Below are 19915 nucleotides of genomic sequence, written 5' to 3' on the forward strand. Positions count from 1 at the left end.
CCTTTCTGGCGTGGCCACACGGCGGAGCTGCGGCTCCATCCCGATGGACGGGATCGTGCGACCGGAGGAGGAGGTCGTCTGGGCTCACGCCACGACCGTGACCCGGCGGAGGTCCGGCAGGGCGGGGCGTGCCTCCCAGCCTAGTTGCGGAGGCCGAATGTTGGGTGTGCGGTTTCAGCGGGCAGCTGCACGGTGCACCGTGGGTGAAGACGGATCCGCCGGTTCCTCGGCGGCGTTCGCGGAAGGATCGCGCAGCCCTGGTACGGTGACGGCGGAGGGCATCACGTCCTTGGGGCCGCCGAGCAAGAGAGAACTTCGAGATGAAGCGACCGTCCCGCGTGCGCCTCGCCCGCATCGGGATCGCCACCGTGCTCGCGGTCGTGATCGGAGCAGTGGCACCGTCCCTGTCGGCGACTACCTCCGCGACTGCTGCCGTCAACGATCAGATGGTGTATCCGTCCTCGGGCAACATCCAATCGAAGGTCGGCGACGGCTGTCGAGGAAACTACCGTGCGCACGACGGCATCGACATCGGCGGCGGGGGTGGCACGCCGATTGTGGCCTCCTACGGCGGAGTGATCAAGTCCCGCACCGCCAACAGCGGCTACGGCAACTACACCGATGTCGAGCATCCCGGCGGTTACGTCACGCGGTATGCACACATGGCCTCGCCCGGCATGTACGCGCCTGGCACCCGGGTCGCCCGCGGGCAGCAGATCGGTGTCGTCGGCAACACCGGGAACTCTCCCGCGTACCACCTGCACTTCGAGGTGCGGCTGAACGGTGCGGTGTACACCGCGATCAACAACGGGTTCACCTGCCTGTCGAACGTCGCCCGCGGCGGCGTTCTCCCGCTGTACTTCCCCGGGCTCGGTTCCGGACAGGCGCCGGGCGTCGCTTCGGCCGACTACTCCGGCGACAAGAAGGCCGATCTGCTGACGGTCTCGGGGAACGGTGACCTGCGGCTGCGTGCGGGCACGGGTAGCGGCGGCTTCGGGGCGGCTAAGACCGTCTTCAGCAGTTGGGGCGGATCCCGCAGACACATCACCCATGCGGACTTCAACAACGACGGCAAGGCCGACATCCTCGTGACCAGATCCGATGGTGATCTGGAGTTCTACGCCGGCAATGGCGCAGGGGGATTCGCGAGGGCCGTCGGCATCGGTAAAAACTGGTACGGGCTGCTGCATGTGACCTCGGGTGCCGACTACACCGGGGACGGCAAGCAGGACGTGATCGGCGTCTCCGCGACCGGTCTTCTGACGATCTACCGGGGAAACGGCGCCGGTGCCTTCGGCGGACCGCAGATCTCCCTCGGCGGAGGGTGGCAGGGGTTCCACTTCCTCGTCGGCGGTGACTTCGACAACGACGGCAGCGGCGACATCATCGCCGTGGCCACCGACGGCGCCCTCCGTTTCTATTCGGGAGTGCCCGGAGGTTTCCGCGCGATGCGCGTGGTCGGATCCGGATGGGGTGAGTTCACCGCACTGACCGGAGGGGTCGACTACAACGGCGACGGTCATGCCGACCTGCTCGCTCGCACCGCGTCCGGGCAGCTCTACCTGTATCCGGGCCTCGGAAACGGCACGTTCGGCGGACGCACCCTGATCAGCGCCGATTGGGCGGACCACCTGGCCATCGAGTAGCGGCGGCCCTCCCGCAGCCCCGCCGGACGGCGCACGGCGTATCGTGGGCGCATGGCTGGCCCGACGTTCGAAGAGATCGCCGCAGCCCTGTACGCCGGTCCGCCGGAGTCGTTCGTATCGTCGCGAGAGACCCACGCGGAGAGTGTCGAGGACCGCGTGCTCGCGGCACGTATCCGCGCGTTGCGAAAGCCGTCGGTCGCCGCCTGGGTGGTGAACCTGTTCGCCCAGGAGCGCGCCGGGCAGCTGGGGGAGGCGCTGCAACTGGCCGCAGAGCTTCGCGAAGCGCAGGAGGACCTGGATGCGCCGGCGCTGGCGAAGCTCGGCAGGGAGCGCCGTGCGCTCACGAGACGCCTCGCGGAGATGGCGGCCGAGTTGGCGGGATCCCGTGGTGAGAAGATCACGTCTGCGACACGGGAGGCAGTGGAGGGCAGCATCTCGGCCGCCTTCTTCGACCCCGCAGCGGCGGGCGCCGTCGCCTCCGGGCGGCTGATGCGGGCGATCGAGGCCTCGGCGTCATCCGACGACATCCGGGATGCCGTGGTGGGGGAGATCCCGGAGCTGGAGTCGGTGCCGCAGCGGCCGCCGGATGAGCTGCAGGCGCGACGCCTCCGCCGCGACGCGCAGCGCCTGCTTGCGAGCGCGGAGAAGGAGCGCAAGGCTGCGGAGCGCGCGCTCGCCAAGCAAGACGCGGCTCTGCAGGATCTGCAGACCAGGGCGGCGGAGCTCGCCAAGGGCGTGGCCGAGCTCGAGGCTCAGCTCGCGCGCACCCGCGCGGAGGCGGAGCGCGTGGATAAGGACCTGCAGCAGGCGAAGGACCGACAGTCCGATGCGAGGCAGCAGTCGGAGGCTGCGGCGGGCGCCGTCACGCGCGCCCAGAAAGCGCTGGAGGAGCTGTAGGGCGATCGGGCGGCCCGGTCAGCCGCGGCTGTGGCCGAGGCGCCCGGGCAGGAATGGCAGCATCGGCGCCCGGTACTCCCACGCGGCGCCATCCTCCGGATCGAGGGTGGCCTCCGCTCGGCCGAAGTGCCACACGCGGTTGAAGAGGTAGACGCCGATGGCGACCGGCTGGTCGGACGGAACCTGCCACGTACCTCGACCCCACTGCGTGGGCTGCCCACGCTCGCCGATGACGAGAGTCGGCTTGATCCCCGCATAGAGCGTGAACCGCGGGCGTCGCATCGTGAGCTCGATCCGGCGGCTGTTCATCCCGGTCTGTCGCTCGGGCGCAGGTCGGGCGGAGTCATCCATGATGACCGAAGCCTAGCTGGGAAAGGCAAAACCCCCGCCATGTAGAAGCTAGGCGAGGGTTTCTGGAGTGATTGTAATGATCACTCGTGTGGCTCCGACGGGCGTCGATCCCGTGACCTCTCGATTTTCAGTCGAACGCTCTACCAACTGAGCTACAGAGCCGCGCGACCGGCGAACCTGTCGCGTCCTAGACGAAGAGCCCTCTCCGAAGAAAGAGCTCAACGCACGGAGCGACCCTGACGGGACTTGAACCCGCGACCTCCGCCGTGACAGGGCGGCACGCTAACCAACTGCGCTACAGGGCCATACTTGTTTTCAATTGTATCGGAAGGTGTGACCCCAACGGGATTCGAACCCGTGCTACCGCCGTGAAAGGGCGGCGTCCTAGGCCGCTAAACGATGGGGCCGAGTCAGTCCCGGGGGACTTCCTTGCCGACGCTCAAGCATAAGGGATGTTCTGGGCAAATCGCGAATCGAGGGCGCGGCGCCTTCCCCCGGGCGTGTTTCAGGAGGACGATGGACCCGTCAGGCGTGCGCTGGCGACCGCATGCTCGGCCTGGTGCAGATGTGACGGTTGTTGTTAGTGTGGCATTTGTGAAACCGGCGGAAGGGGCCGTGTGAACGACGACCAGAACACTCTGGACGCTGCGGTTGCCGCGGCTTCAGATGATTGCGGCTGCGCGCCCAGCCCGACCGAACGCCGTGCGTTCAGCAAAGACGGCCTCAGCCGCCGTGGTGCACTCGGTCTCGGCGTGCTCAGCGTCGTGGCGCTCAGCGCCTTCGGCATCTCGAACGGGGTCTCCGCCGCCTATGCCGCCTCGTACCCGAGCTGGGACGACGTGCAGCGCGCGAAGAACAGCGAAGCCGCCAAGGCCGCCGAGGTCACCCGCATCGAGGGACTCATCCAGTCGCTGACCCAGAAGGTCGCCGAGACGCAGGCAGTCGCGAAGGCCACCGCAGACGAGTTCTACGACGCGCAGCAGAAGTACTTCGCTGCAGCCACCGAAGCCGATTCCCTGCAGGCGAAGGCCGACGAGCAGTCGGCGAAGGCCGACGAGTCCGCGAAGAAGGCCGGGCAGGTCGCCGCGCAGCTGTACCGCAACGGCGGTGACGACACCTCTCTCGAACTCCTCTTCACCGGTTCTGCCGACAACGCAGACGAGTTGCTCGCGCGGCTCGGCACGATGGACAAGCTCTTCGAGTACAACCAGTCGGTGTACGACGATGCCGTCGCCGCCCGGAACTCCGCGCAGTCGATGAGCGACCAGGCCGTGGTCGCCCGCGACGAGCGCGATCGGCTGCAGAAGATCGCCGAAGAGAAGATGGTCGTGGCACAGCAGGCTGCCGACGCCGCTCAGGCCGCGCTCGACGAGCAGTCCGCCAACCTCGCCACCATGCAGGCGCAGCTCGCAGCGCTGAAGGACGCGACGGCGAAGACCGTCGAAGGCTACAAGGCCGGTGTCGCCCTCGAGGAGAAGAAGCGCAAGGAACGCGAGGCCCGCGAGGCAGCAGCGGCTGCCGCCGGTAACGGCGGCGGTGGTGGCGGCGGCGGTGGCGGCGGGGGAACCCAGGGCAGCGGCGGCTGGTGCCGTCCGCACGGTGGGGGCAAGAGCTCGGGCTACGGTCCGCGTTCGCAGCAGTGCGGTCCGCAGGGCTGCTCCTCGAGCTTCCACTACGGCACCGACTTCGCGAACGGCTGTGGCGCCGCGATCTACGCCGCGCAGTCCGGCACCGTCGACTACGCGGGCTACAACGGCGGCTACGGCAACTACATCCGTATCCAGCACGGCGGCGGGATCGGCACCGGCTACGCACACATCCGCAACGGCGGCATCATCGTCAGGTCCGGCCAGTGGGTCCGCTCCGGGCAGGTCATCGCCTACGCCGGCAACACGGGTCGCTCGTTCGGATGCCACCTGCACTTCGAGGTCTACGACCGCGGCAACGCCATCAACCCGGTGCAGTTCCTGGCCCGGCACGGCGTCTCCGCCTGATCGCAGGCCCACCGAAACCGAAAAGACCCCCGGGCCGCTTCTGCGGCCCGGGGGTCTTTCGTGTCTGGCGACTCAGCGAGTCAGTGACCCTGCTCGCCGAAACGGACGATCGCCTCGTCGAGGATGCGCTGCGCCTCGGCGGCGTTCCCCCACTCGTCGACCTTGACCCACTTGTTGGGCTCGAGGTCCTTGTAGTGCTCGAAGAAGTGCGAGATCTCCTTCTTCGTGTAGTCGGCGATGTCGTCGATGTCCTGGATGTGTGCCCAGCGCGGGTCCTTCGACAGCACGGCGACGAGCTTGTCGTCCCCGCCGGCCTCATCGCTCATCTTCAGCACGGCGACGGGACGGACCTCGACGACGACGCCCGGGTAGATGGCGTGGTCGAGGAGCACGAGCACGTCGAGCGGGTCGCCGTCTTCGCCGAGCGTGTTGTCGAAGTAGCCGTAGTCGGCCGGGTAGCCGAAGGTCGTGTAGAGCACGCGGTCGAGGTGCACTCGTCCGGTCTCGTGGTTGACCTCGTACTTCACGCGGCTGCCGCGCGGGATCTCGATGACGGCGTCGTGTGCGCCCATGCGTGTGCTCCTCAGGAAAAGTTCGGTTGGATGCTGCGGACTAGCCTACCTGCGGCTCGCTCCGGCGCTTTCGGAGGAGACGATTCAGCAGACGGCTCATCGGGTCGCTCAGGAGCAGCAGGAACAGCCCCGTGTATCCGTTCGGCGAAGCCGCGACGGCGATCGCGAGTGCGGCGGTGAACAGGACGATCGCGGCGACATCGCCGATGGCCCCCAGTCGGATGGTCTCGGTCGACACGGTGCCGAGGTCGCGATGGCGCGCCAGGTAGAGCCATCCGGCGAGGGTGGTCACCTGCGTCATGATCAGCGTGCCGATGTAGACCACGGCCTGGAGCGGGTCGGTGTCCATCTGCCCGATCATCGCGGTCGGAACCGGGAGCCACACGATCGTCGCCATCCACGCGACGTTGATCCACAGCAGGGGCCCGGTCACGAACTCCACGTTCCGGTACTGGCGATGGTGTCCCATCCAGAACGTCGCGATCAGGAGGAAGCTCAGCCCGAAGCTCAGCAGCTGACCCGAGTGCTCGTCGAAGAACTCGGCCGTGCTCTTATGGTCGGATGCGGCCTCGGACACCGACTCCATCAGGGGAAGGATGAGCAGCGTCATGGCGATCGCCACCACGGCATCGACGAAGGCCTTGAACCGTTCGGACCGGAACGGCTGAGTGCGGGGGTGATCGTTCACGGCGTCAGGATAGTCCCGTGGTCGTGCCGCCCGCAGGGGTGTGACCGTGCCCTACCGTGGAACCGTGCCAACACTCTCTCCCGCCATCGCCGAGATCCGCCTGGCCGTGCGCACCGCGCTCGTCGACCTTCCCGAAGGTTCGACCGTGATCGTCGCGCTCTCGGGGGGCGCCGATTCTCTCGCGCTCGCCGCGGCGACGGCCTTCGAAGCGTCGAAGCTGGGTCTCCGTGCGGCATCATTGACCGTCGACCACGGCCTGCAGGATGACTCCGCCGAGGTCGCGTCGACGGCGGCACAGGCGGCAGCGGCGCTCGGACTCGACCCGCTGATCGTGCGCGTGCAGGTGGATGGCGAAGGCGGACCTGAGGCCGCAGCGCGCGACGCGCGGTACCGTGTGCTCCGTGACGCGGCGGCGGATGTCCGCGCCGCTGCCGTTCTGCTCGGCCACACCCTCGACGACCAGGCCGAGACCGTGCTCCTCGGACTCGCCCGCGGCTCGGGCGCCACCAGCCTGCAGGGCATGGCGCCCTCGCGGGAAGACGACGACGGGCTCCGTTGGCTGCGTCCGCTGCTCGGCGTCCGTCGCGAGACCACACGGGCGTTCTGCGCCGCATCCGATCTCGAGGTCTGGGACGACCCTCACAATGTCGATGACCGCTACGCGCGGGTGCGGGCGCGGGAGCGCGTGTTGCCGGTGCTCGAGGCCGAGCTCGGTCCGGGCATCGCCGAGGCGCTCGTCCGCACCGCGGAGCAGCTGCGGGAGGACGCCGAGGCCTTCGACGAGATGATCCACGAGACGATCGAGGACATCGTCGAGCATGCGGAGGCGGGGATCTCGGTGAGCGTCGCCGCGCTCGCCGCCAACCCCGCAGCACTGCGCAACCGCATCATCCGCCTGGTCGTCGACAGCGAGTTCGGGGTGAGCCTCACGAGGACGCAGACCATCGAGGTCGCGCGGCTCGTCACCGATTGGCGCGGTCAGGGGCCGATCGATCTGCCCGGGTGCGCGGCTGTGCGCCAGGGCGGCCGCATCGTGTTCACTGCATCCGGTCGCTGAGGACCCTCCGCCGAAGCGCCTTCGCCTCGCGACCGGAAGTGCGGGGTGTGACTACTTCTTGCCGCCGAAGAGGCCGCCGAGGATGCCGCCGAGGTCGATGCCGCCGCCGGAGCCGCCGCTCTTGCCACCGCCGAGCAGTCCGCCGATCACGTCGCCGATTCCGCCTCCGCCGGCCGAACCGCCACTGTTGCCGCCGCCGAGGATCCCGCCGATGACGTCGCCGATGCCGCCCGAGCTCTCGGCTCCGGCATCCGCCTTCGCGGTCTTGTCCTTCGTCGCGTTCGCGATGAGGCCCATCACGATGGGGGCGAGGATCGGGAGGAGCTTGCCGAAGTCGATGCCGGGAGTAGCCTTCGACTCGGTGAGCTCCTTCGTGACCTCCGTCTTCTTGGAGCCGAGGATGTGCGCGACGATCTTGTCGCCGTCGGCCTGATCGATGTCGTCGACCTTCGAAGCGCCGGCCGTGCCCTCGTGCTTCTTCAGCGCGTTCTGGATGGCCGCGGAGCCCTCGTCGGTCTCTGCGTTCTTCGCGAGCCCGCCCAGCAGCACGGCGCCGCCCTGCTCGACAGCAACCTTCGCCTCGTCTCGCGAGACCCCCAGTTTCTCGGCGATGTCGTCGATCGGAACCTGCGTGAGGATGTCGTCAAGAGCCATGGTGAATCCTTCCGTCCGGGGCGTCCGCCCACATCACCGCTCACAGTAGTGCGGATGCGGTGGGGATGGGGAGATCTGCCCATCGCCACCGTCGGCCGCACGTTCTATGGTGGAAGCTTCCGGGGGGAAGGAAGATCGGTGACCGATCTCGATGTGCAGAAAGAGGCGCTCGACGCAGCGCAGGCACGGCTCACTGCGGGGGCCGCGCCGATCATCACGTCGTGCCTGTCGTTCGGAGGCACCGGGTCGTCTTCGGTCGAAGGTGCGCTGGGCGAGGCCGAGTCGCTGGTAACGCAGATCCTGTCGGCCCTCGCGCAGACGGCGACCAACTCTGCGACCGATGCGGCATCCGTTGCATCGACCTTCACCGCCAACGACGAGGCGCTCGCGCAGCAGGCGGCGCAATGAGTCTGCCAGGCCTGATCGACGATCCGGCTCGCGGAGATGCGGGCGCCGTGAGCGGGTACGCGACCACGTTCTCCACGCGGGCGGCGTCGTCGCGAGAGCGCAAGGGTGATGCGGATGCGGCGCTGGCGAGCATCACGTCGATGACGGCGTCCGCGGCGGATGCACTCGGTGCGCGAGTCGTGCTCCTGTCGCAGCGCATGGGCGAGGCGGCTGAGGGACTGGACGGCATCTCGACCGCGGTGTCGGCGTATGTGACCGACCTGGAGGGGCTGAAGAGCGAGGCTGCCCGTCGGCTGCGGGGCGCGCAGAATGCGTACGACCACATCTTCGTGCGTCGGGCCGAGGCGTTGAGCGCGGCGAGCGAGTTCGTCACGGGCTGGGCGCTGCCGTGGGACGCGGTGCTGCCGTCGTGGATGTACGTCGACGACCCGAGCTACCTGCGTCGCTGGCAGGACGCGATCGACGACTATTACACGGCGCGGGCGTCGTACAACGCGCTGGCGGAGGAGCGCACTGCGATCGACCAGCGTGCCGTGAACGCGATCGCCGCCGTACCGCTCATCTCCGCCGTCACGCAGGGCGGGAAGGTCGGCGGTGCGGGGTTCGCGGCAGCCAGTCTCGCGTGGGCGGGGAACGTCAATGCGATCACGGCCGAGTCCCTGGCCGGTCTCGGGGATCCGGACATCATCCGTGAGACGTGGAACACGATGGATCAGGCGACGCGGGATGCGCTGCTTGCCGCATCACCGATGATCCTCGGGAACCTCAACGGCATCCCGATCCGTGACCGGGTCACCGCGAACCACACAAACATGCGCGCCGAGATCGCGCGGCGGGAAGCGGAGATCGCCCGGCTCCAGGAGAAGCTCGACGGGATGACGGCGCGGAACCACTGGAGCGCCCAGCGACGGAAGAGCCTGAGCGACGAGATCGCCGAGCTGCGGGAGCCGATCGGTGCGTGGAAGGATCTGCTCGATGAGCAGCCAGTCTGGTACGACGAGTCCGGCCGCGAACACAAGCACAGTGGAGCTCAGGTCGTCGTCTTCAATGCTGATGCGAATGCCATTGCGACCTATCACGGAGCAATCGACCCCGTCACCGGCGACATCCCGGTCTGGGTGCAGAACGTGGCGGTCTCCGTGCCGGGAACGACGACCACAATCAGTGAATTCGGTCACGGAACCGGAGCAAGTCTCTATTCCGCGGCTATCGATGCGAACGGCCCGGGGAGCGCAGTGTTCCAATGGGCTGGCGGTAGCTTTCCGCAGCTGGAAGTCCCCGGCCCCACGGATGCTTCGTACTCCCATGATCTCGCTCCGAAGCTGGTCGATTTCGTCGCGGGCATCGAACGCCCGGCCTATTCCACTCTCACCGTTATGGGACACAGCTACGGCGGCGCGACCGTGGGGTTGGCGGAGCAGGCCGGTTTGAAGGCCGACCGTATTCTCTACGTCTCTGCGGCCGGCATGGGGGCTGGGGTGGCCGGCGTCGAAGATTTCCCGTACACATCCGGCGTTCCGCACTACTCGATGATGGCTAGGAACGACGCCGTGGTGGGGATGATTCAGGGTGATCACGACGATTGGTATGCGATCCACGGCCAGTCCCCGTTGTTGGCCGACGACGTTACGCGTCTGGAGACTGGATGGATCGACCATGCAGATCCCGATAGCGCCGACCTCGAGGACTACGGCTTCCCGAATGGGATTGAGAGTCACAGCTCCGTGCTCAATCCGCGGTCGACCGCGTTTCACAACATCGTCGAGGTCATCACCGGCGGCGAGGCGATCAGTTGGGCTCCGAATGAGTACGTCACGGGTGGATACTCCAGCATTGCGATCGATGGGATCGATGCTTCGGACTATGAGCCGCACTATGTGAGGATCGACTGATGCGGAGATGGTGGGGAATCGTTGCACTGCTCGCGTCGGTGGGCTTGATCGGAGGGTGTGCCGTGTCGGCTGACAGTCGGTTGGATGAGTTTCGAGCTGAAGGCGAGGCGATCTCGCAGCAGGTCGTGGAGTCCATTCCCGCAGCAGTGATTGCGGATGAAGCCCCGGATAGTGCCTCCGCCGGGCGGCTGGCGCAGAGCATGGGAGACACCCCTCAAACGCCCGCCTGGTGGGAAGTGAAGACCTCGGTGGTCATGCTCGACGAGCCTGCGGCGTCCGAGACCGCGGCCACAGCAATCGAAACCGCGCTCGTTGACGACGGATGGAAGAAGGCTGAAGAGTCGGGCTCCCCGGATCCGGTCTACAAGACGGATGAGTACCGACGGGACGGATGGTATGTGCGTGTCGCATGGGTACGCTCTACTCCGAAAACGATCGAGAGCTTGAGGGTCCTCGTGGTGAGCCCTGACACGATCCGTGGCGATCACGACGAGATCCATTCCTGAGCCGAATGGTGCGAAGACTGACGGGAATGATGATCGCGCTCGTCTGCGTGCTGATTCTGGGAGGATGCGCGGTGCCACCGACACCGGAGAGTCCACTCGACGAGTACAAGGCGGAGAGTGAGACGCTCGCGATGAGTGTCGTCGAGCTCATCCCCGTTCACCTGGAGCCGGCGCTCGATACTGAGCTGGAGTCGCGGGGGCAGGCGCCGCAGAACGGTGTCACCGCCGAGAAACGTCCGGGCGATCCCGCCTGGTGGCAGGCTCGGGCCTACGTCAGCCTTGTGGAGTGGGAGGGTGCAGCGGCTGAGGCGATTGCCGCCGTCACGGAGGCCATGAAGTCGGATGGTTGGACGGTGGAGCGCGTCCGCGAGACAGGCGAAGGCCGCACGATCACGGACGGCTTCCGACAGGACGATTGGTACGTGGAGATCGCGTGGGTGAAGTCTGAACCAGGCAAGGTCGAACGGTTCGACATCTCGGTTGTCAGCCCCACGACGGTGCGCGGAGACCATGATGACATCTCCTCTTGACCGAGGCCGAACAGGGAGCCAGCGCGTCCTCATGGTGAGCCCGGAGATGGTGCGCGTCGACAGCGACGAGCTGTCGTCCTGACGCATGAGGCGTCTCTGGGGTGCGTTGGCGGTGCTTGCTGCGGCATGCATCGTGGGAGGGTGTGCGATGACGGCCGAGAGTCGCCTTGATGAGTATCAGGTGCAGGCGGAAGTGCTGGCGGAGGAGATCGTGGGGATGATCCCGGCGGACCTTGCGCCGTCGACGACGCCCGATGTGGAGTCCCGAGGGCGGATGCTCCAGAACCCGGTCTCCGCCGAACCGTCTGTCGAGGACTCGGTCTGGTGGCAGGTCGACACCCACGTCGAGCCGGTCCAGCGTGACGGGGCCTCTGAGGACTCGGCCAAGGCGATCGCCACCCAGCTGCTCGCAGACGGGTGGGAGCACACGGATGCACGTGAGACCTCGGAAGGGCGGCGTACCGCAGACGCCTACGGCAAGGACGACTGGTACGTCGAGGTGACCTGGGTCCGCTCCGAGGAGGGCAAGTACGAGACCATCGAGATCGGCGTGCTCAGCCCGAAGACCACCCGCGGCGACCACGATGAGATCCATTCCTGATCGCAACGGAGAACCCTGAACCGGAGCACCCGGTTCCGTCACCTAAAATCGATCCATGCGCGCCGCGGAGATCCAGGACGACCTTGCTCAGATCCTCGTCACAGAGGAGGAGATCCTCGCCAAGCTCGATGAGCTGGCGACGCAGGTCGCGCAGGACTACGAGGGCAAGGACCTGGTCCTCGTCGGCGTCCTCAAGGGTGCTGTCATGGTCATGGCCGACTTCGCCCGGGCTCTGCCGTTCCACGCCCCGATGGACTGGATGGCGGTGTCGAGCTACGGTGCCAGCACCAAGTCGAGCGGTGTGGTGCAGATCCGCAAAGACCTCGACACCGATCTCAACGGCAAGCACGTCCTGATCGTCGAGGACATCATCGACTCGGGGCTGACCCTCAGCTGGCTGCTCGAGAACTTCGGATCCCGCGGTGCCGAGTCGATCGAGGTGCTCGCCCTGCTGCGCAAGCCCGAGGCCGCGAAGGTCCACATCGACTGCAAGTACGTCGGCTTCGACATCCCCACCGACTTCGTCGTCGGATACGGCCTCGACTACGACGAGCGCTACCGCAACCTGCGCGACGTCGCGGTGCTCGCCCCGCACGTCTACTCCTGACGGGCGGCACGCTACGCCGTGGGTGAACGCACAGCGACCCCCTAGGGCGCGCGCGATACGCTGATCCGATCATGGATGTGAAGAAGCTCACCCGGAATCCGCTGATCTACGTCGCGCTGATCGGCCTGCTGCTGTTCGGCGGCTTCCTGCTGATCTCGAATCTGGGTGCGCCCAAGCAGATCACGACGCAGGAGGGGCTCAAGCTCCTCTCCGGCACCACGGTCACCGAGGTCGTCAACACCGACGGCGACCAGCGCGTCGACATGACCCTCTCCAAGGCGTTCGAGGGCTCCGAGAACGTGCAGTTCTACTACGTCGACGCCCGCGCCGACGAGGTTGTCAGCGCGATCAACGAGGCTGCTCCCAAGGACGGCTTCAACGACGCCGTGCCGCGTGCGACCTGGTTCGACGGCTTCCTCTCGCTCCTCCTCCCGCTCGTGCTGCTGGGCCTCCTGTTCTGGTGGCTGCTGTCGTCGATGCAGGGCGGCGGCGGCAAGGTCATGCAGTTCGGCAAGTCCAAGGCCAAGCTCGTCAACAAGGAGACGCCGACCGTCACCTTCGCCGACGTCGCCGGTGCCGACGAGGCCATCGAAGAGCTCCACGAGATCAAGGAGTTCCTGCAGGATCCCGCGAAGTTCCAGGCCATCGGCGCCCGCATCCCGAAGGGCGTGCTCCTGTACGGCCCTCCCGGAACCGGCAAGACGCTCCTCGCCCGCGCCGTCGCCGGCGAGGCAGGCGCCCCGTTCTACTCGATCTCCGGATCGGACTTCGTCGAGATGTTCGTCGGTGTCGGTGCCTCCCGTGTGCGCGACCTCTTCGGCCAGGCCAAGGAGAACGCCCCCGCCATCATCTTCATCGACGAGATCGACGCCGTCGGCCGCCACCGCGGTGCCGGCATGGGCGGCGGAAACGACGAGCGCGAGCAGACCCTCAACCAGATGCTGGTCGAGATGGACGGCTTCGACCCGAACGCGAACGTCATCGTGATCGCCGCGACCAACCGCCCCGACATCCTCGACCCGGCGCTGCTGCGCCCCGGCCGCTTCGACCGCCAGATCGGGGTCGACGCCCCTGACCTCAAGGGCCGCCAGCGGATCCTCGAGGTGCACAGCAAGGGCAAGCCGCTCTCGAAGAACGTCGACCTCGAAGTCGTCGCCCGCAAGACCCCCGGGTTCACCGGTGCAGACCTGGCCAACGTCCTCAACGAGGCCGCGCTGCTCACCGCCCGCTCGAACGCGCAGCTGGTCGACAACCGCGCCCTCGACGAGGCCATCGACCGCGTGATCGCCGGACCGCAGCGCCGCACCCGTGTGATGCGCGACAAGGAGAAGCTGATCACCGCGTACCACGAGGGTGGACACGCCCTCGCGGCGGCGGCGATGAACTACACCGACCCGGTCACCAAGATCACGATCCTGCCCCGCGGCAAGGCCCTCGGATACACGATGGTGCTGCCGCTGGACGACAAGTACTCGGTCACCCGCAACGAGCTGCAGGACCAACTGACCTACGCCATGGGCGGTCGCGTCGCCGAGGAGATCATCTTCCACGACCCGACCACCGGTGCATCGAACGACATCGAGAAGGCGACGTCGATCGCCCGCAAGATGGTGCTCGAGTACGGCATGACCACACAGGTCGGACCGGTCAAGCTCGGCAGCGAGGGCGGCGAACCCTTCGCCGGTCGTGACATGGGCCGTGGCCGCGAATACTCCGAGCGCGTCGCCGAGCGGGTGGATGCCGAAGTGCGCGCGCTCATCGAGCAGGCGCACAACGAGGCGTACGAGGTCATCAGCGCGAACCGCGACATCCTCGACAAGCTCGCCCTGGCGCTCCTCGAGGAGGAGACCCTCGACCACAACCAGATCGCCGAGATCTTCACCGAGGTGAAGAAGCTTCCGGAGCGTCCGCTGTGGCTGTCGAGTGAAGACCGTCCGGTGTCGGAGCGGCCCCCGATCGAGGTGCCCAAGAAGGACGTCTCGCTCGCGGCATCCGTCGAGGCACCCGCCACCGCACCCCGCGCGCAGCAGGGCTCGGCGGGAGCCGGGAACCCGCGACCCGCGACGGCGTGACGTGACCGTCGACAGGCACCGTGTCGAGCGACTCACCCGCGAGCTGCTCGAGGCCATCGGCGAAGATCCTGATCGACCGGGGCTGAAGCAGACGCCGTCGCGCATGGCCGAGCTGTACTCCGAGTTCTTCGCGGGGGTCGGGGAGGATCCCGCCGAACCGCTCGCACGCACCATCAGCGTCTCGCGCGGACCCGCTCCCGACACCCTGCCTTCCGGGGCCGTGCTGCTGCGGGACATCCGCTTCCGCTCGGTGTGCGAGCACCACCTGCTGCCGTTCGCCGGGCACGCTCACATCGCGTATCTCCCGGGCGAGCAGGTCGTCGGCCTCGGGGCGCTCGTGCGCGTGGTCGAGATCCTCGCCGCCCGTCCCCAGGTGCAGGAGCGTCTCGGCGAGCAGATCGCCGACACGATCGCGGAGCACCTCGACACCCGGGGAGTGCTCGTCGTGCTCGACGCCTCGCACGGCTGCGTCACGATGCGCGGCGGACGCCAGAGTGAGGCGTCCACCCTCACGATCGCGGCGCGCGGGGAGTACACGGATGCCGTCGCCAGGACCGAGCTCATCACGCTGATCGGCGCGTCGGCGGGATCCGGAGCAACGCGCTGATGACGAGCATCTGGGGCATCGTCAATGTGACCCCCGACTCCTTCAGCGACGGCGGTCGTTACCTCGACGTCGATCGGGCGGTCGCCCACGGTCTGCGCTTGCGGGCCGAAGGCGCCGCGGTGCTCGATGTCGGCGGCGAGTCGACCCGGCCCGGCGCCGAACGCGTCGGCACCGATATCGAGCAGCAGCGCGTGATCCCGGTGATCGAACAGCTCGCCGCGGCGGGCGTGCCCGTCAGCATCGACACACTCAATGCGGCCACCGCCGCCGCAGCCGTGCGGGCCGGCGCGCGCATCGTGAACGACGTCTCCGGAGGGCTTGCAGACCCCGACATGCGGGCAGCCGTCGCGGAATCCGGGGCAGACTACGCGATCGGCCACTGGCGCGGATTCTCCTCCGACATGTATGCGAACGCCGAGTACCGTCGCGTCGCGCGCGAGGTGGCGGGAGAGCTGCAGGAGCGCATGGGCGAAGCCGCCGCATCCGGGATCGCACCGTCGCGACTGATCCTCGATCCGGGTATCGGGTTCGCGAAAGCCGGCGCGCAGAACTGGGACGTGCTGCGCGGACTCGACGAGATCGTCGCTCTGGGTCCTCGCGTGCTCATCGGCACCTCGCGCAAGCGCTTCCTGGCGGAGGCGCTGCGTCAGCAAGCCGGCGCGGACGACGAGGTCTCCGAGTCACGCCGCGATCTCGCGACGGCCGTCACCAGCGCCCTGGCGGCCCGCGCCGGGGTGTGGGCGGTGCGCGTGCACGACGTGGCCGGCACCCGCGATGCGCTCGCGATCACGCACGCCTGGGCAGGCTGAACCCCCACCCAGCCGAGGGGATGGGTCCCCCGTACGCTAGAGTCATGGATTTCCTCGATGAGATCGTCCTCACCGGTCTGACCGTCTTCGGCCGCCACGGCGTCTACACGCACGAGCGGGAAGAGGGCCAGGACTTCACGATCGACCTCCGCCTGCGCTTGTCGCTGGATCAGGCCGCGGCCTCCGACGACGTGACCGACACCGTGCACTACGGCGAGCTCGCCGAGAAGGTGGCGGCGATCGTCGCGGGCGAGCCGGTGAATCTGATCGAGACGCTCGCGGAACGCATAGCGTCGGCGGCGCTCGAGGACGAGCGGGTGCAGAACGTGACGGTGACCGTGCACAAGCCGCACGCCCCGATCCCGCTGAACTTCGCCGATGTGGCGGTCACTGTGAACCGCAGCCGCCCGCCGCAGGCGCTCGAGGACATCACGATATGAGCCGGGACCTCGCGAAAGCGCCCGAGCTGCCCGGCCCCCGCCCGGCACGCCCGGAGACCGTGGCCGTCGTCGCCCTCGGCGCGAACCTCGGTGACCGGCACGAGACGATCCGCGCCGCGGCGCAACGGATCGCCCGCCTGCCGCTCGTGAGCGATGTGCGACTCTCCGACCTGTTCGAGACCGTCGCACTCCGCCTCGACGGACCGGATCCCGAGGCGCCGGGGTACGTGAACGCGGTCGCGCTGGTCACCACGCGTCTCGCCCCGGAGATCCTGCTCGGGATGCTGCACGCCATCGAGGACGAGAACGGTCGGGAGCGCCGCGAGCGGTGGGGCGACCGCACGCTCGACCTCGACCTCATCGCGTACGGGGACGTCGTCTCGGACGAACCGCGTCTGCAGCTGCCGCATCCGCGCGCCGCGGAACGCCTCTTCGTGCTCGACCCCTGGCTCGACGTCGACCCGGATGCGGAGCTTCTCGGACGAGGGCGCGTGGCCGACCTCGCGGCCGATCTGCGCGGCCGGGGCGAACGATGAGGCGCACCTCTGCGGGGCTCCTGCTTCTGCTCGCACTGCTCGCGGCCGGTGGCGGTTTCCTGCTCGATCATCTGCTCACGGCGTCCGGCCGGGTCACGTTCACGCCGTCGCTGCTGCTCCCGGTGCTGCTTCTGCTCATCGCCGCTGCCTCCCTGGGCGTCGCCTGGCCGGTGCGCCGCAGCGTGCGCTCGGGCGTGCGTATCGATCCGTTCCGCGCGCTGAGAGCGGCGACGCTCGCCCGTGCCTCGAGCCTGCTCGGCGCCATCATGGCGGGCTTCGGAGCGGGGCTGCTGGTGTTCCTCCTCTCGCGGCCGGTCGATCCACAGGTAGGGTCGACTGTGGCCATGCTGGCCCTCATCGGTAGCGCGATCGTCCTCACGATCGCCGCGCTCGTCGCCGAACAGTTCTGCACCCTGCCGAAGGATCCTGATGACTCAGAACCCAGAGACCGCGCCCCTGAACCCGGCGGAGGGCACTGACCTCGACGCCCTCGATCAGGGTACGTACTCCGAGCTGCGGACGGCTCGGAACGAGGCCCGGCTGGAACTCGACGGTGCGTGGCACCAGATCTCGCCGCGCTACGTGGTGTCGCAGATCGTGCAGAACGTGATCTTCCTCGTGATCGTCGCCGCCGCGGCGCTCGTGCTCAGCCTCGTGCTGGACCAGCAGTGGGTGTGGATCCCCGCCGGAGTCGTCCTCCTCATCACGGTGATCGCGCTCATCATCCTCCCGCGGCAGGCGAAGGCGATCGGCTACATGCTGCGCGCTGACGACATCGTGTTCCGCAAGGGCATCCTCTGGCAGCGCATGATCGCCGTGCCTTACGGCCGTATGCAGCTGGTGGACATCACCCAGGGCCCGCTCGACCGCGGCTTCGGCATCGCGCAGCTCAAGATGGTGACGGCCGCCGCGACGACCGGCGTGCAGATCCCCGGCCTCACCCAGGAGGCGGCGGAGGCGCTGCGCGACACCCTCATCCACGTCGCCGAGACCCGCCGGACCGGCCTGTGAGCGAGCCGCAGCTCCCGCCCGCCCCGAGTACGCGGGCGACCGGCGTCGACTCGTCGACCACCCTCGCCAACGGCGAGTGGCACCGCATGCATCCGCTCACGCCGCTCTTCAAGGGCGGGCTGGTGCTGATCATCGTCGCCGGCATCGTGATCACGAACATGCGCGATCGTCTCATCACCTGGGCCGTCGCGCTCTTCGCGCCGGAAGAGGCGCACGTCGGTGACTACTCCGGCGGCGATCCCGTCGACTGGGTGCTCTCCAACAACCTGATCCTCGTCGCGCTGCTCAGTGTGCTGGGACTCGTCATCGTTCTCGTGCTGATCTTCTGGTTCGTCTGGCGCTTCCATCAGTTCCGGATCACCGGCGACCACGTCGAGGTGCGCAAGGGGTTCATCTTCCGCTCGCACCGCCGGGCTCCGCTCGATCGCGTGCAGGGCGTCAACCTGACCCGTCCGTTCCCGGCGCGCATCATCGGACTCGCGAAGCTGGAGGTCGTGGGCGCCGGAAACGATGCGAACGTCGAACTCGAGTACCTCGCGACGTCGCGCGCCGAGTCCGTGAGGTCGGACATCCTGCGCCTGGCATCGGGCGCCAGAGCGGCCCGCAACGCCGCGCTGAACCCGGGTTCCGTCTCGGCCCCGGCTGCGACCGCGCCGGGATCCGCGCGTGCGCAGCTGGTCGGATCGGTGAACGCCGGAGTCAACGACCTCCTCGCGGGCGTCGACCTCGCCGACGTCGTCCCCGAGAGCGTCGTCAAGATCCCGACCGGGCGCCTCGTCGGATCGCAGTTGATCTCGGGTCTGCTGTGGGTCGTGTTCTTCGGCGCGATCTTCGCGATCGCGTTCGGCAGCGCGCTGATCGGCCTGTTGATCGATGGCGACACCGACGGCGGCGTCGTGTTGCTCGGCCTGGGCTTCGGCATGGGAGTACCGCTGGTGATCGCCGTGGTCGGCATCACCTGGGCGCAGATCTCGAAGTCGTTGCGCTACTCGATCGCCCCCACCCCCGACGGCGTGCGCATCACGTACGGGCTCCTCACGACCGTGACCGAGACGCTCCCGCCTGGGCGCATCTTCGCCGTCGAGGTGACGCAGTCGCTGCTGTGGCGCCCGTTCGGCTGGTGGACGATCAAGATCAACCGGATGAGCGGCAAGAGCGCCGCTCAGCAGTCCTCCGGCAGTGGACAGCAGTTCAACGTGGTGCTGCCGGTCGGCAAGCGCGCCGACGTCGAGCGCGTGCTCGCGCTGGTGCTGCCGGACGTTCCCGCCGAGAGCATCCACTCACTCTGGGAGCAGGGCGTCGTCGGCCCGGTCGAAGGCGACACGTACCGCACGATGCCGCGGCGCGCATGGTGGCGGCGTCCCTTCTCCTGGAAGCGCCACGGCTACCTCGTCGAGGAGTTCGGCCTGCTGCTGCGTCGGGGCATCGTCTGGCGCAAGCTCGCCGTGTTCCCGCTCGCGCGCCTGCAGGGCGTCTCGCTCAGTCAGGGGCCGATCGACCGGTCGCAGCGGGTCTCGGGCGCGCAGGTGCATTCGGTTCCGGGACCCATCACCGGCTACCTCTCCGGCCTCGAGCGCGCCGATGCCCTGGCGCTGCTCGACGACGTCAGCCGGGCGGCCGCCGAGGCCGCATCGCGCGACACGACCCACCGCTGGAGCGAGCATGCGGCCGCCGCATCCGAGACGCAGCCCGTGGGGCCGCCCGCGTACGCAGGTCCGCCGTCCGTGACTCCGCCGCCGCCGCCATTCGTGCCGAACCTCGCGCCCCCGGCGCCGGGGGCGCGACCGGCGCCGTTCGCCCCGCCGGCATCGTACGCCCCGCCGGCATCGTACGCGCCGCCGGCATTCACGCCGCCTGCTGCGGCACCGGCGGCACCTCCCGCCCCTGCGGCACCTCCCGCAGCTCCGCCTTCGCCTGTGGTTCCTGCGGCAGCACAGCCCGACCCTGCTGCAGCGCCGGCTGAGCCGCCGGCTGAGCCGCAGTTGCGGCGGCGGAGGACGCCGCCGCCCGCACCGTCGGATCAGCCGGAGGAGTGAC

General features: G+C 68.2%; 22 protein-coding genes and 3 tRNA genes. 18 read left to right on the forward strand and 7 right to left on the reverse strand.

Going from position 1 to position 19915, the window contains the following annotated elements:
- The first annotated feature begins 320 nt into the window (after window positions 1–320).
- Entirely contained in the window at window positions 321–1646 is a 1326-nt protein-coding gene (locus CQ034_RS10660; RefSeq protein ID WP_105711024.1) for a VCBS repeat domain-containing M23 family metallopeptidase, read from the forward strand.
- A gap of 51 nt (window positions 1647–1697) precedes the next feature.
- Entirely contained in the window at window positions 1698–2543 is an 846-nt protein-coding gene (locus tag CQ034_RS10665; RefSeq protein WP_105711025.1) for a transposase, read from the forward strand.
- Window positions 2544–2561: 18 nt separating this feature from the next.
- Here CQ034_RS10665 and CQ034_RS10670 read toward each other — a convergent pair whose 3' ends face one another.
- From CQ034_RS10670 to CQ034_RS10685, 4 genes are all read right to left on the reverse strand, one after another.
- Window positions 2562–2894 carry a hypothetical protein gene (locus CQ034_RS10670; RefSeq protein ID WP_258134182.1) on the reverse strand — a complete coding sequence of 111 codons (333 nt, stop codon included), beginning with the start codon at window positions 2892–2894 and terminating at the stop codon, window positions 2562–2564.
- A gap of 89 nt (window positions 2895–2983) precedes the next feature.
- A tRNA-Phe gene (locus CQ034_RS10675) sits at window positions 2984–3056 on the reverse strand.
- A gap of 69 nt (window positions 3057–3125) precedes the next feature.
- Window positions 3126–3199: transfer RNA gene (locus CQ034_RS10680), tRNA-Asp, on the reverse strand.
- 29 nt (window positions 3200–3228) lie between these two features.
- Window positions 3229–3301, reverse strand: a tRNA-Glu gene (locus CQ034_RS10685).
- 210 nt (window positions 3302–3511) lie between these two features.
- Between CQ034_RS10685 and CQ034_RS10690 the strand changes: the two genes are divergently transcribed.
- Window positions 3512–4888 carry a M23 family metallopeptidase gene (locus tag CQ034_RS10690; protein WP_105711027.1) on the forward strand — a complete coding sequence of 459 codons (1377 nt, stop codon included), beginning with the start codon at window positions 3512–3514 and terminating at the stop codon, window positions 4886–4888.
- 80 nt (window positions 4889–4968) lie between these two features.
- Here the strand turns inward: CQ034_RS10690 and CQ034_RS10695 are convergent, their stop codons facing one another.
- Window positions 4969–5460: an inorganic diphosphatase gene (locus CQ034_RS10695; protein ID WP_105711028.1), complete on the reverse strand. Its 492-nt coding sequence runs from the start codon at window positions 5458–5460 to the stop codon at window positions 4969–4971.
- Between the two features lie 40 nt (window positions 5461–5500).
- Entirely contained in the window at window positions 5501–6148 is a 648-nt protein-coding gene (locus CQ034_RS10700) for a TMEM175 family protein (RefSeq protein WP_105711029.1), read from the reverse strand.
- A 64-nt stretch (window positions 6149–6212) separates the two neighbouring features.
- Here CQ034_RS10700 and tilS point away from each other — a divergent pair, with 64 nt between their 5' ends.
- A complete protein-coding gene (gene tilS, locus CQ034_RS10705) occupies window positions 6213–7205 on the forward strand; it encodes a tRNA lysidine(34) synthetase TilS (RefSeq protein ID WP_105711170.1) in 993 nt (330 codons plus the stop codon).
- Window positions 7206–7256: 51 nt separating this feature from the next.
- On the opposite strand, the gene CQ034_RS10710 is transcribed toward tilS, so the two are convergent.
- Window positions 7257–7859, reverse strand: coding sequence for a DUF937 domain-containing protein (locus CQ034_RS10710; protein ID WP_105711030.1), 603 nt, complete (start codon window positions 7857–7859; stop codon window positions 7257–7259).
- A 138-nt stretch (window positions 7860–7997) separates the two neighbouring features.
- Between CQ034_RS10710 and CQ034_RS10715 the strand changes: the two genes are divergently transcribed.
- The 14 genes from CQ034_RS10715 (at window position 7998) to CQ034_RS10780 (ending at window position 19914) form a co-directional block, all read left to right on the forward strand.
- On the forward strand, window positions 7998–8267 hold the full coding sequence (locus CQ034_RS10715; RefSeq protein WP_029262849.1) for a hypothetical protein: 270 nt from the start codon (window positions 7998–8000) through the stop codon (window positions 8265–8267).
- On the forward strand, window positions 8264–10159 hold the full coding sequence (locus CQ034_RS10720; RefSeq protein ID WP_105711031.1) for an alpha/beta hydrolase: 1896 nt from the start codon (window positions 8264–8266) through the stop codon (window positions 10157–10159). The genes CQ034_RS10715 and CQ034_RS10720 overlap by 4 nt, the downstream gene beginning before the upstream one ends.
- Window positions 10160–10221: 62 nt before the next feature.
- Window positions 10222–10665 (forward strand): hypothetical protein, encoded by a 444-nt coding sequence (locus CQ034_RS10725; RefSeq protein WP_136025628.1) that lies wholly within the window; start codon window positions 10222–10224, stop codon window positions 10663–10665.
- Between the two features lie 26 nt (window positions 10666–10691).
- Window positions 10692–11195, forward strand: coding sequence for a hypothetical protein (locus CQ034_RS10730; protein ID WP_258134183.1), 504 nt, complete (start codon window positions 10692–10694; stop codon window positions 11193–11195).
- Window positions 11196–11343: 148 nt separating this feature from the next.
- Window positions 11344–11796: a hypothetical protein gene (locus CQ034_RS10735; protein WP_105711032.1), complete on the forward strand. Its 453-nt coding sequence runs from the start codon at window positions 11344–11346 to the stop codon at window positions 11794–11796.
- 55 nt (window positions 11797–11851) lie between these two features.
- Window positions 11852–12403, forward strand: a complete 552-nt coding sequence (gene hpt, locus CQ034_RS10740) for a hypoxanthine phosphoribosyltransferase (protein WP_029262844.1) — start codon at window positions 11852–11854, stop codon at window positions 12401–12403.
- Between the two features lie 71 nt (window positions 12404–12474).
- Window positions 12475–14475, forward strand: coding sequence for an ATP-dependent zinc metalloprotease FtsH (gene ftsH / locus CQ034_RS10745; RefSeq protein ID WP_105711033.1), 2001 nt, complete (start codon window positions 12475–12477; stop codon window positions 14473–14475).
- Between the two features lies 1 nt (window position 14476).
- Window positions 14477–15082 carry a GTP cyclohydrolase I gene (gene folE, locus CQ034_RS10750; RefSeq protein WP_105711034.1) on the forward strand — a complete coding sequence of 202 codons (606 nt, stop codon included), beginning with the start codon at window positions 14477–14479 and terminating at the stop codon, window positions 15080–15082.
- A complete protein-coding gene (gene folP / locus CQ034_RS10755; RefSeq protein WP_105711035.1) occupies window positions 15082–15891 on the forward strand; it encodes a dihydropteroate synthase in 810 nt (269 codons plus the stop codon). The genes folE and folP overlap by 1 nt, the downstream gene beginning before the upstream one ends.
- A gap of 44 nt (window positions 15892–15935) precedes the next feature.
- The gene (gene folB, locus CQ034_RS10760; protein ID WP_029262840.1) at window positions 15936–16331 is read left to right on the forward strand and encodes a dihydroneopterin aldolase; all 396 of its coding nucleotides are present in this window, start codon (window positions 15936–15938) and stop codon (window positions 16329–16331) included.
- The gene (gene folK / locus CQ034_RS10765) at window positions 16328–16867 is read left to right on the forward strand and encodes a 2-amino-4-hydroxy-6-hydroxymethyldihydropteridine diphosphokinase (RefSeq protein ID WP_105711036.1); all 540 of its coding nucleotides are present in this window, start codon (window positions 16328–16330) and stop codon (window positions 16865–16867) included. Before folB ends, folK begins: the two co-directional genes overlap by 4 nt.
- A complete protein-coding gene (locus CQ034_RS10770; protein WP_029262838.1) occupies window positions 16864–17346 on the forward strand; it encodes a DUF3180 domain-containing protein in 483 nt (160 codons plus the stop codon). Before folK ends, CQ034_RS10770 begins: the two co-directional genes overlap by 4 nt.
- Window positions 17297–17878, forward strand: a complete 582-nt coding sequence (locus tag CQ034_RS10775) for a PH domain-containing protein (protein ID WP_029262837.1) — start codon at window positions 17297–17299, stop codon at window positions 17876–17878. The genes CQ034_RS10770 and CQ034_RS10775 overlap by 50 nt, the downstream gene beginning before the upstream one ends.
- Window positions 17875–19914, forward strand: coding sequence for a PH domain-containing protein (locus CQ034_RS10780; protein WP_105711037.1), 2040 nt, complete (start codon window positions 17875–17877; stop codon window positions 19912–19914). Before CQ034_RS10775 ends, CQ034_RS10780 begins: the two co-directional genes overlap by 4 nt.
- The last annotated feature ends 1 nt before the right edge of the window (window position 19915 follow it).

The organism is Microbacterium sp. MYb45, from assembly GCF_002979655.1.
In the GTDB taxonomy this organism is placed as follows: domain Bacteria; phylum Actinomycetota; class Actinomycetes; order Actinomycetales; family Microbacteriaceae; genus Microbacterium.

Excerpts from the sequence above, each read along its gene's own strand:
- folB (WP_029262840.1), top strand. The coding sequence starts at position 15,936 with ATGGATTTCCTCGATGAGATCGTCCTCACCGGTCTGACCGTCTTCGGC.
- ftsH (WP_105711033.1), top strand. The coding sequence starts at position 12,475 with ATGGATGTGAAGAAGCTCACCCGGAATCCGCTGATCTACGTCGCGCTG.
- CQ034_RS10735 (WP_105711032.1), top strand. The coding sequence starts at position 11,344 with ATGACGGCCGAGAGTCGCCTTGATGAGTATCAGGTGCAGGCGGAAGTG.
- CQ034_RS10660 (WP_105711024.1), top strand. The coding sequence starts at position 321 with ATGAAGCGACCGTCCCGCGTGCGCCTCGCCCGCATCGGGATCGCCACC.
- hpt (WP_029262844.1), top strand. The coding sequence starts at position 11,852 with ATGCGCGCCGCGGAGATCCAGGACGACCTTGCTCAGATCCTCGTCACA.
- folP (WP_105711035.1), top strand. The coding sequence starts at position 15,082 with ATGACGAGCATCTGGGGCATCGTCAATGTGACCCCCGACTCCTTCAGC.
- CQ034_RS10770 (WP_029262838.1), top strand. The coding sequence starts at position 16,864 with ATGAGGCGCACCTCTGCGGGGCTCCTGCTTCTGCTCGCACTGCTCGCG.
- CQ034_RS10730 (WP_258134183.1), top strand. The coding sequence starts at position 10,692 with ATGATGATCGCGCTCGTCTGCGTGCTGATTCTGGGAGGATGCGCGGTG.
- CQ034_RS10720 (WP_105711031.1), top strand. The coding sequence starts at position 8,264 with ATGAGTCTGCCAGGCCTGATCGACGATCCGGCTCGCGGAGATGCGGGC.
- folK (WP_105711036.1), top strand. The coding sequence starts at position 16,328 with ATGAGCCGGGACCTCGCGAAAGCGCCCGAGCTGCCCGGCCCCCGCCCG.
- CQ034_RS10775 (WP_029262837.1), top strand. The coding sequence starts at position 17,297 with ATGACTCAGAACCCAGAGACCGCGCCCCTGAACCCGGCGGAGGGCACT.
- CQ034_RS10710 (WP_105711030.1), bottom strand. The coding sequence starts at position 7,859 with ATGGCTCTTGACGACATCCTCACGCAGGTTCCGATCGACGACATCGCC.
- CQ034_RS10665 (WP_105711025.1), top strand. The coding sequence starts at position 1,698 with ATGGCTGGCCCGACGTTCGAAGAGATCGCCGCAGCCCTGTACGCCGGT.
- CQ034_RS10695 (WP_105711028.1), bottom strand. The coding sequence starts at position 5,460 with ATGGGCGCACACGACGCCGTCATCGAGATCCCGCGCGGCAGCCGCGTG.
- CQ034_RS10670 (WP_258134182.1), bottom strand. The coding sequence starts at position 2,894 with ATGGATGACTCCGCCCGACCTGCGCCCGAGCGACAGACCGGGATGAAC.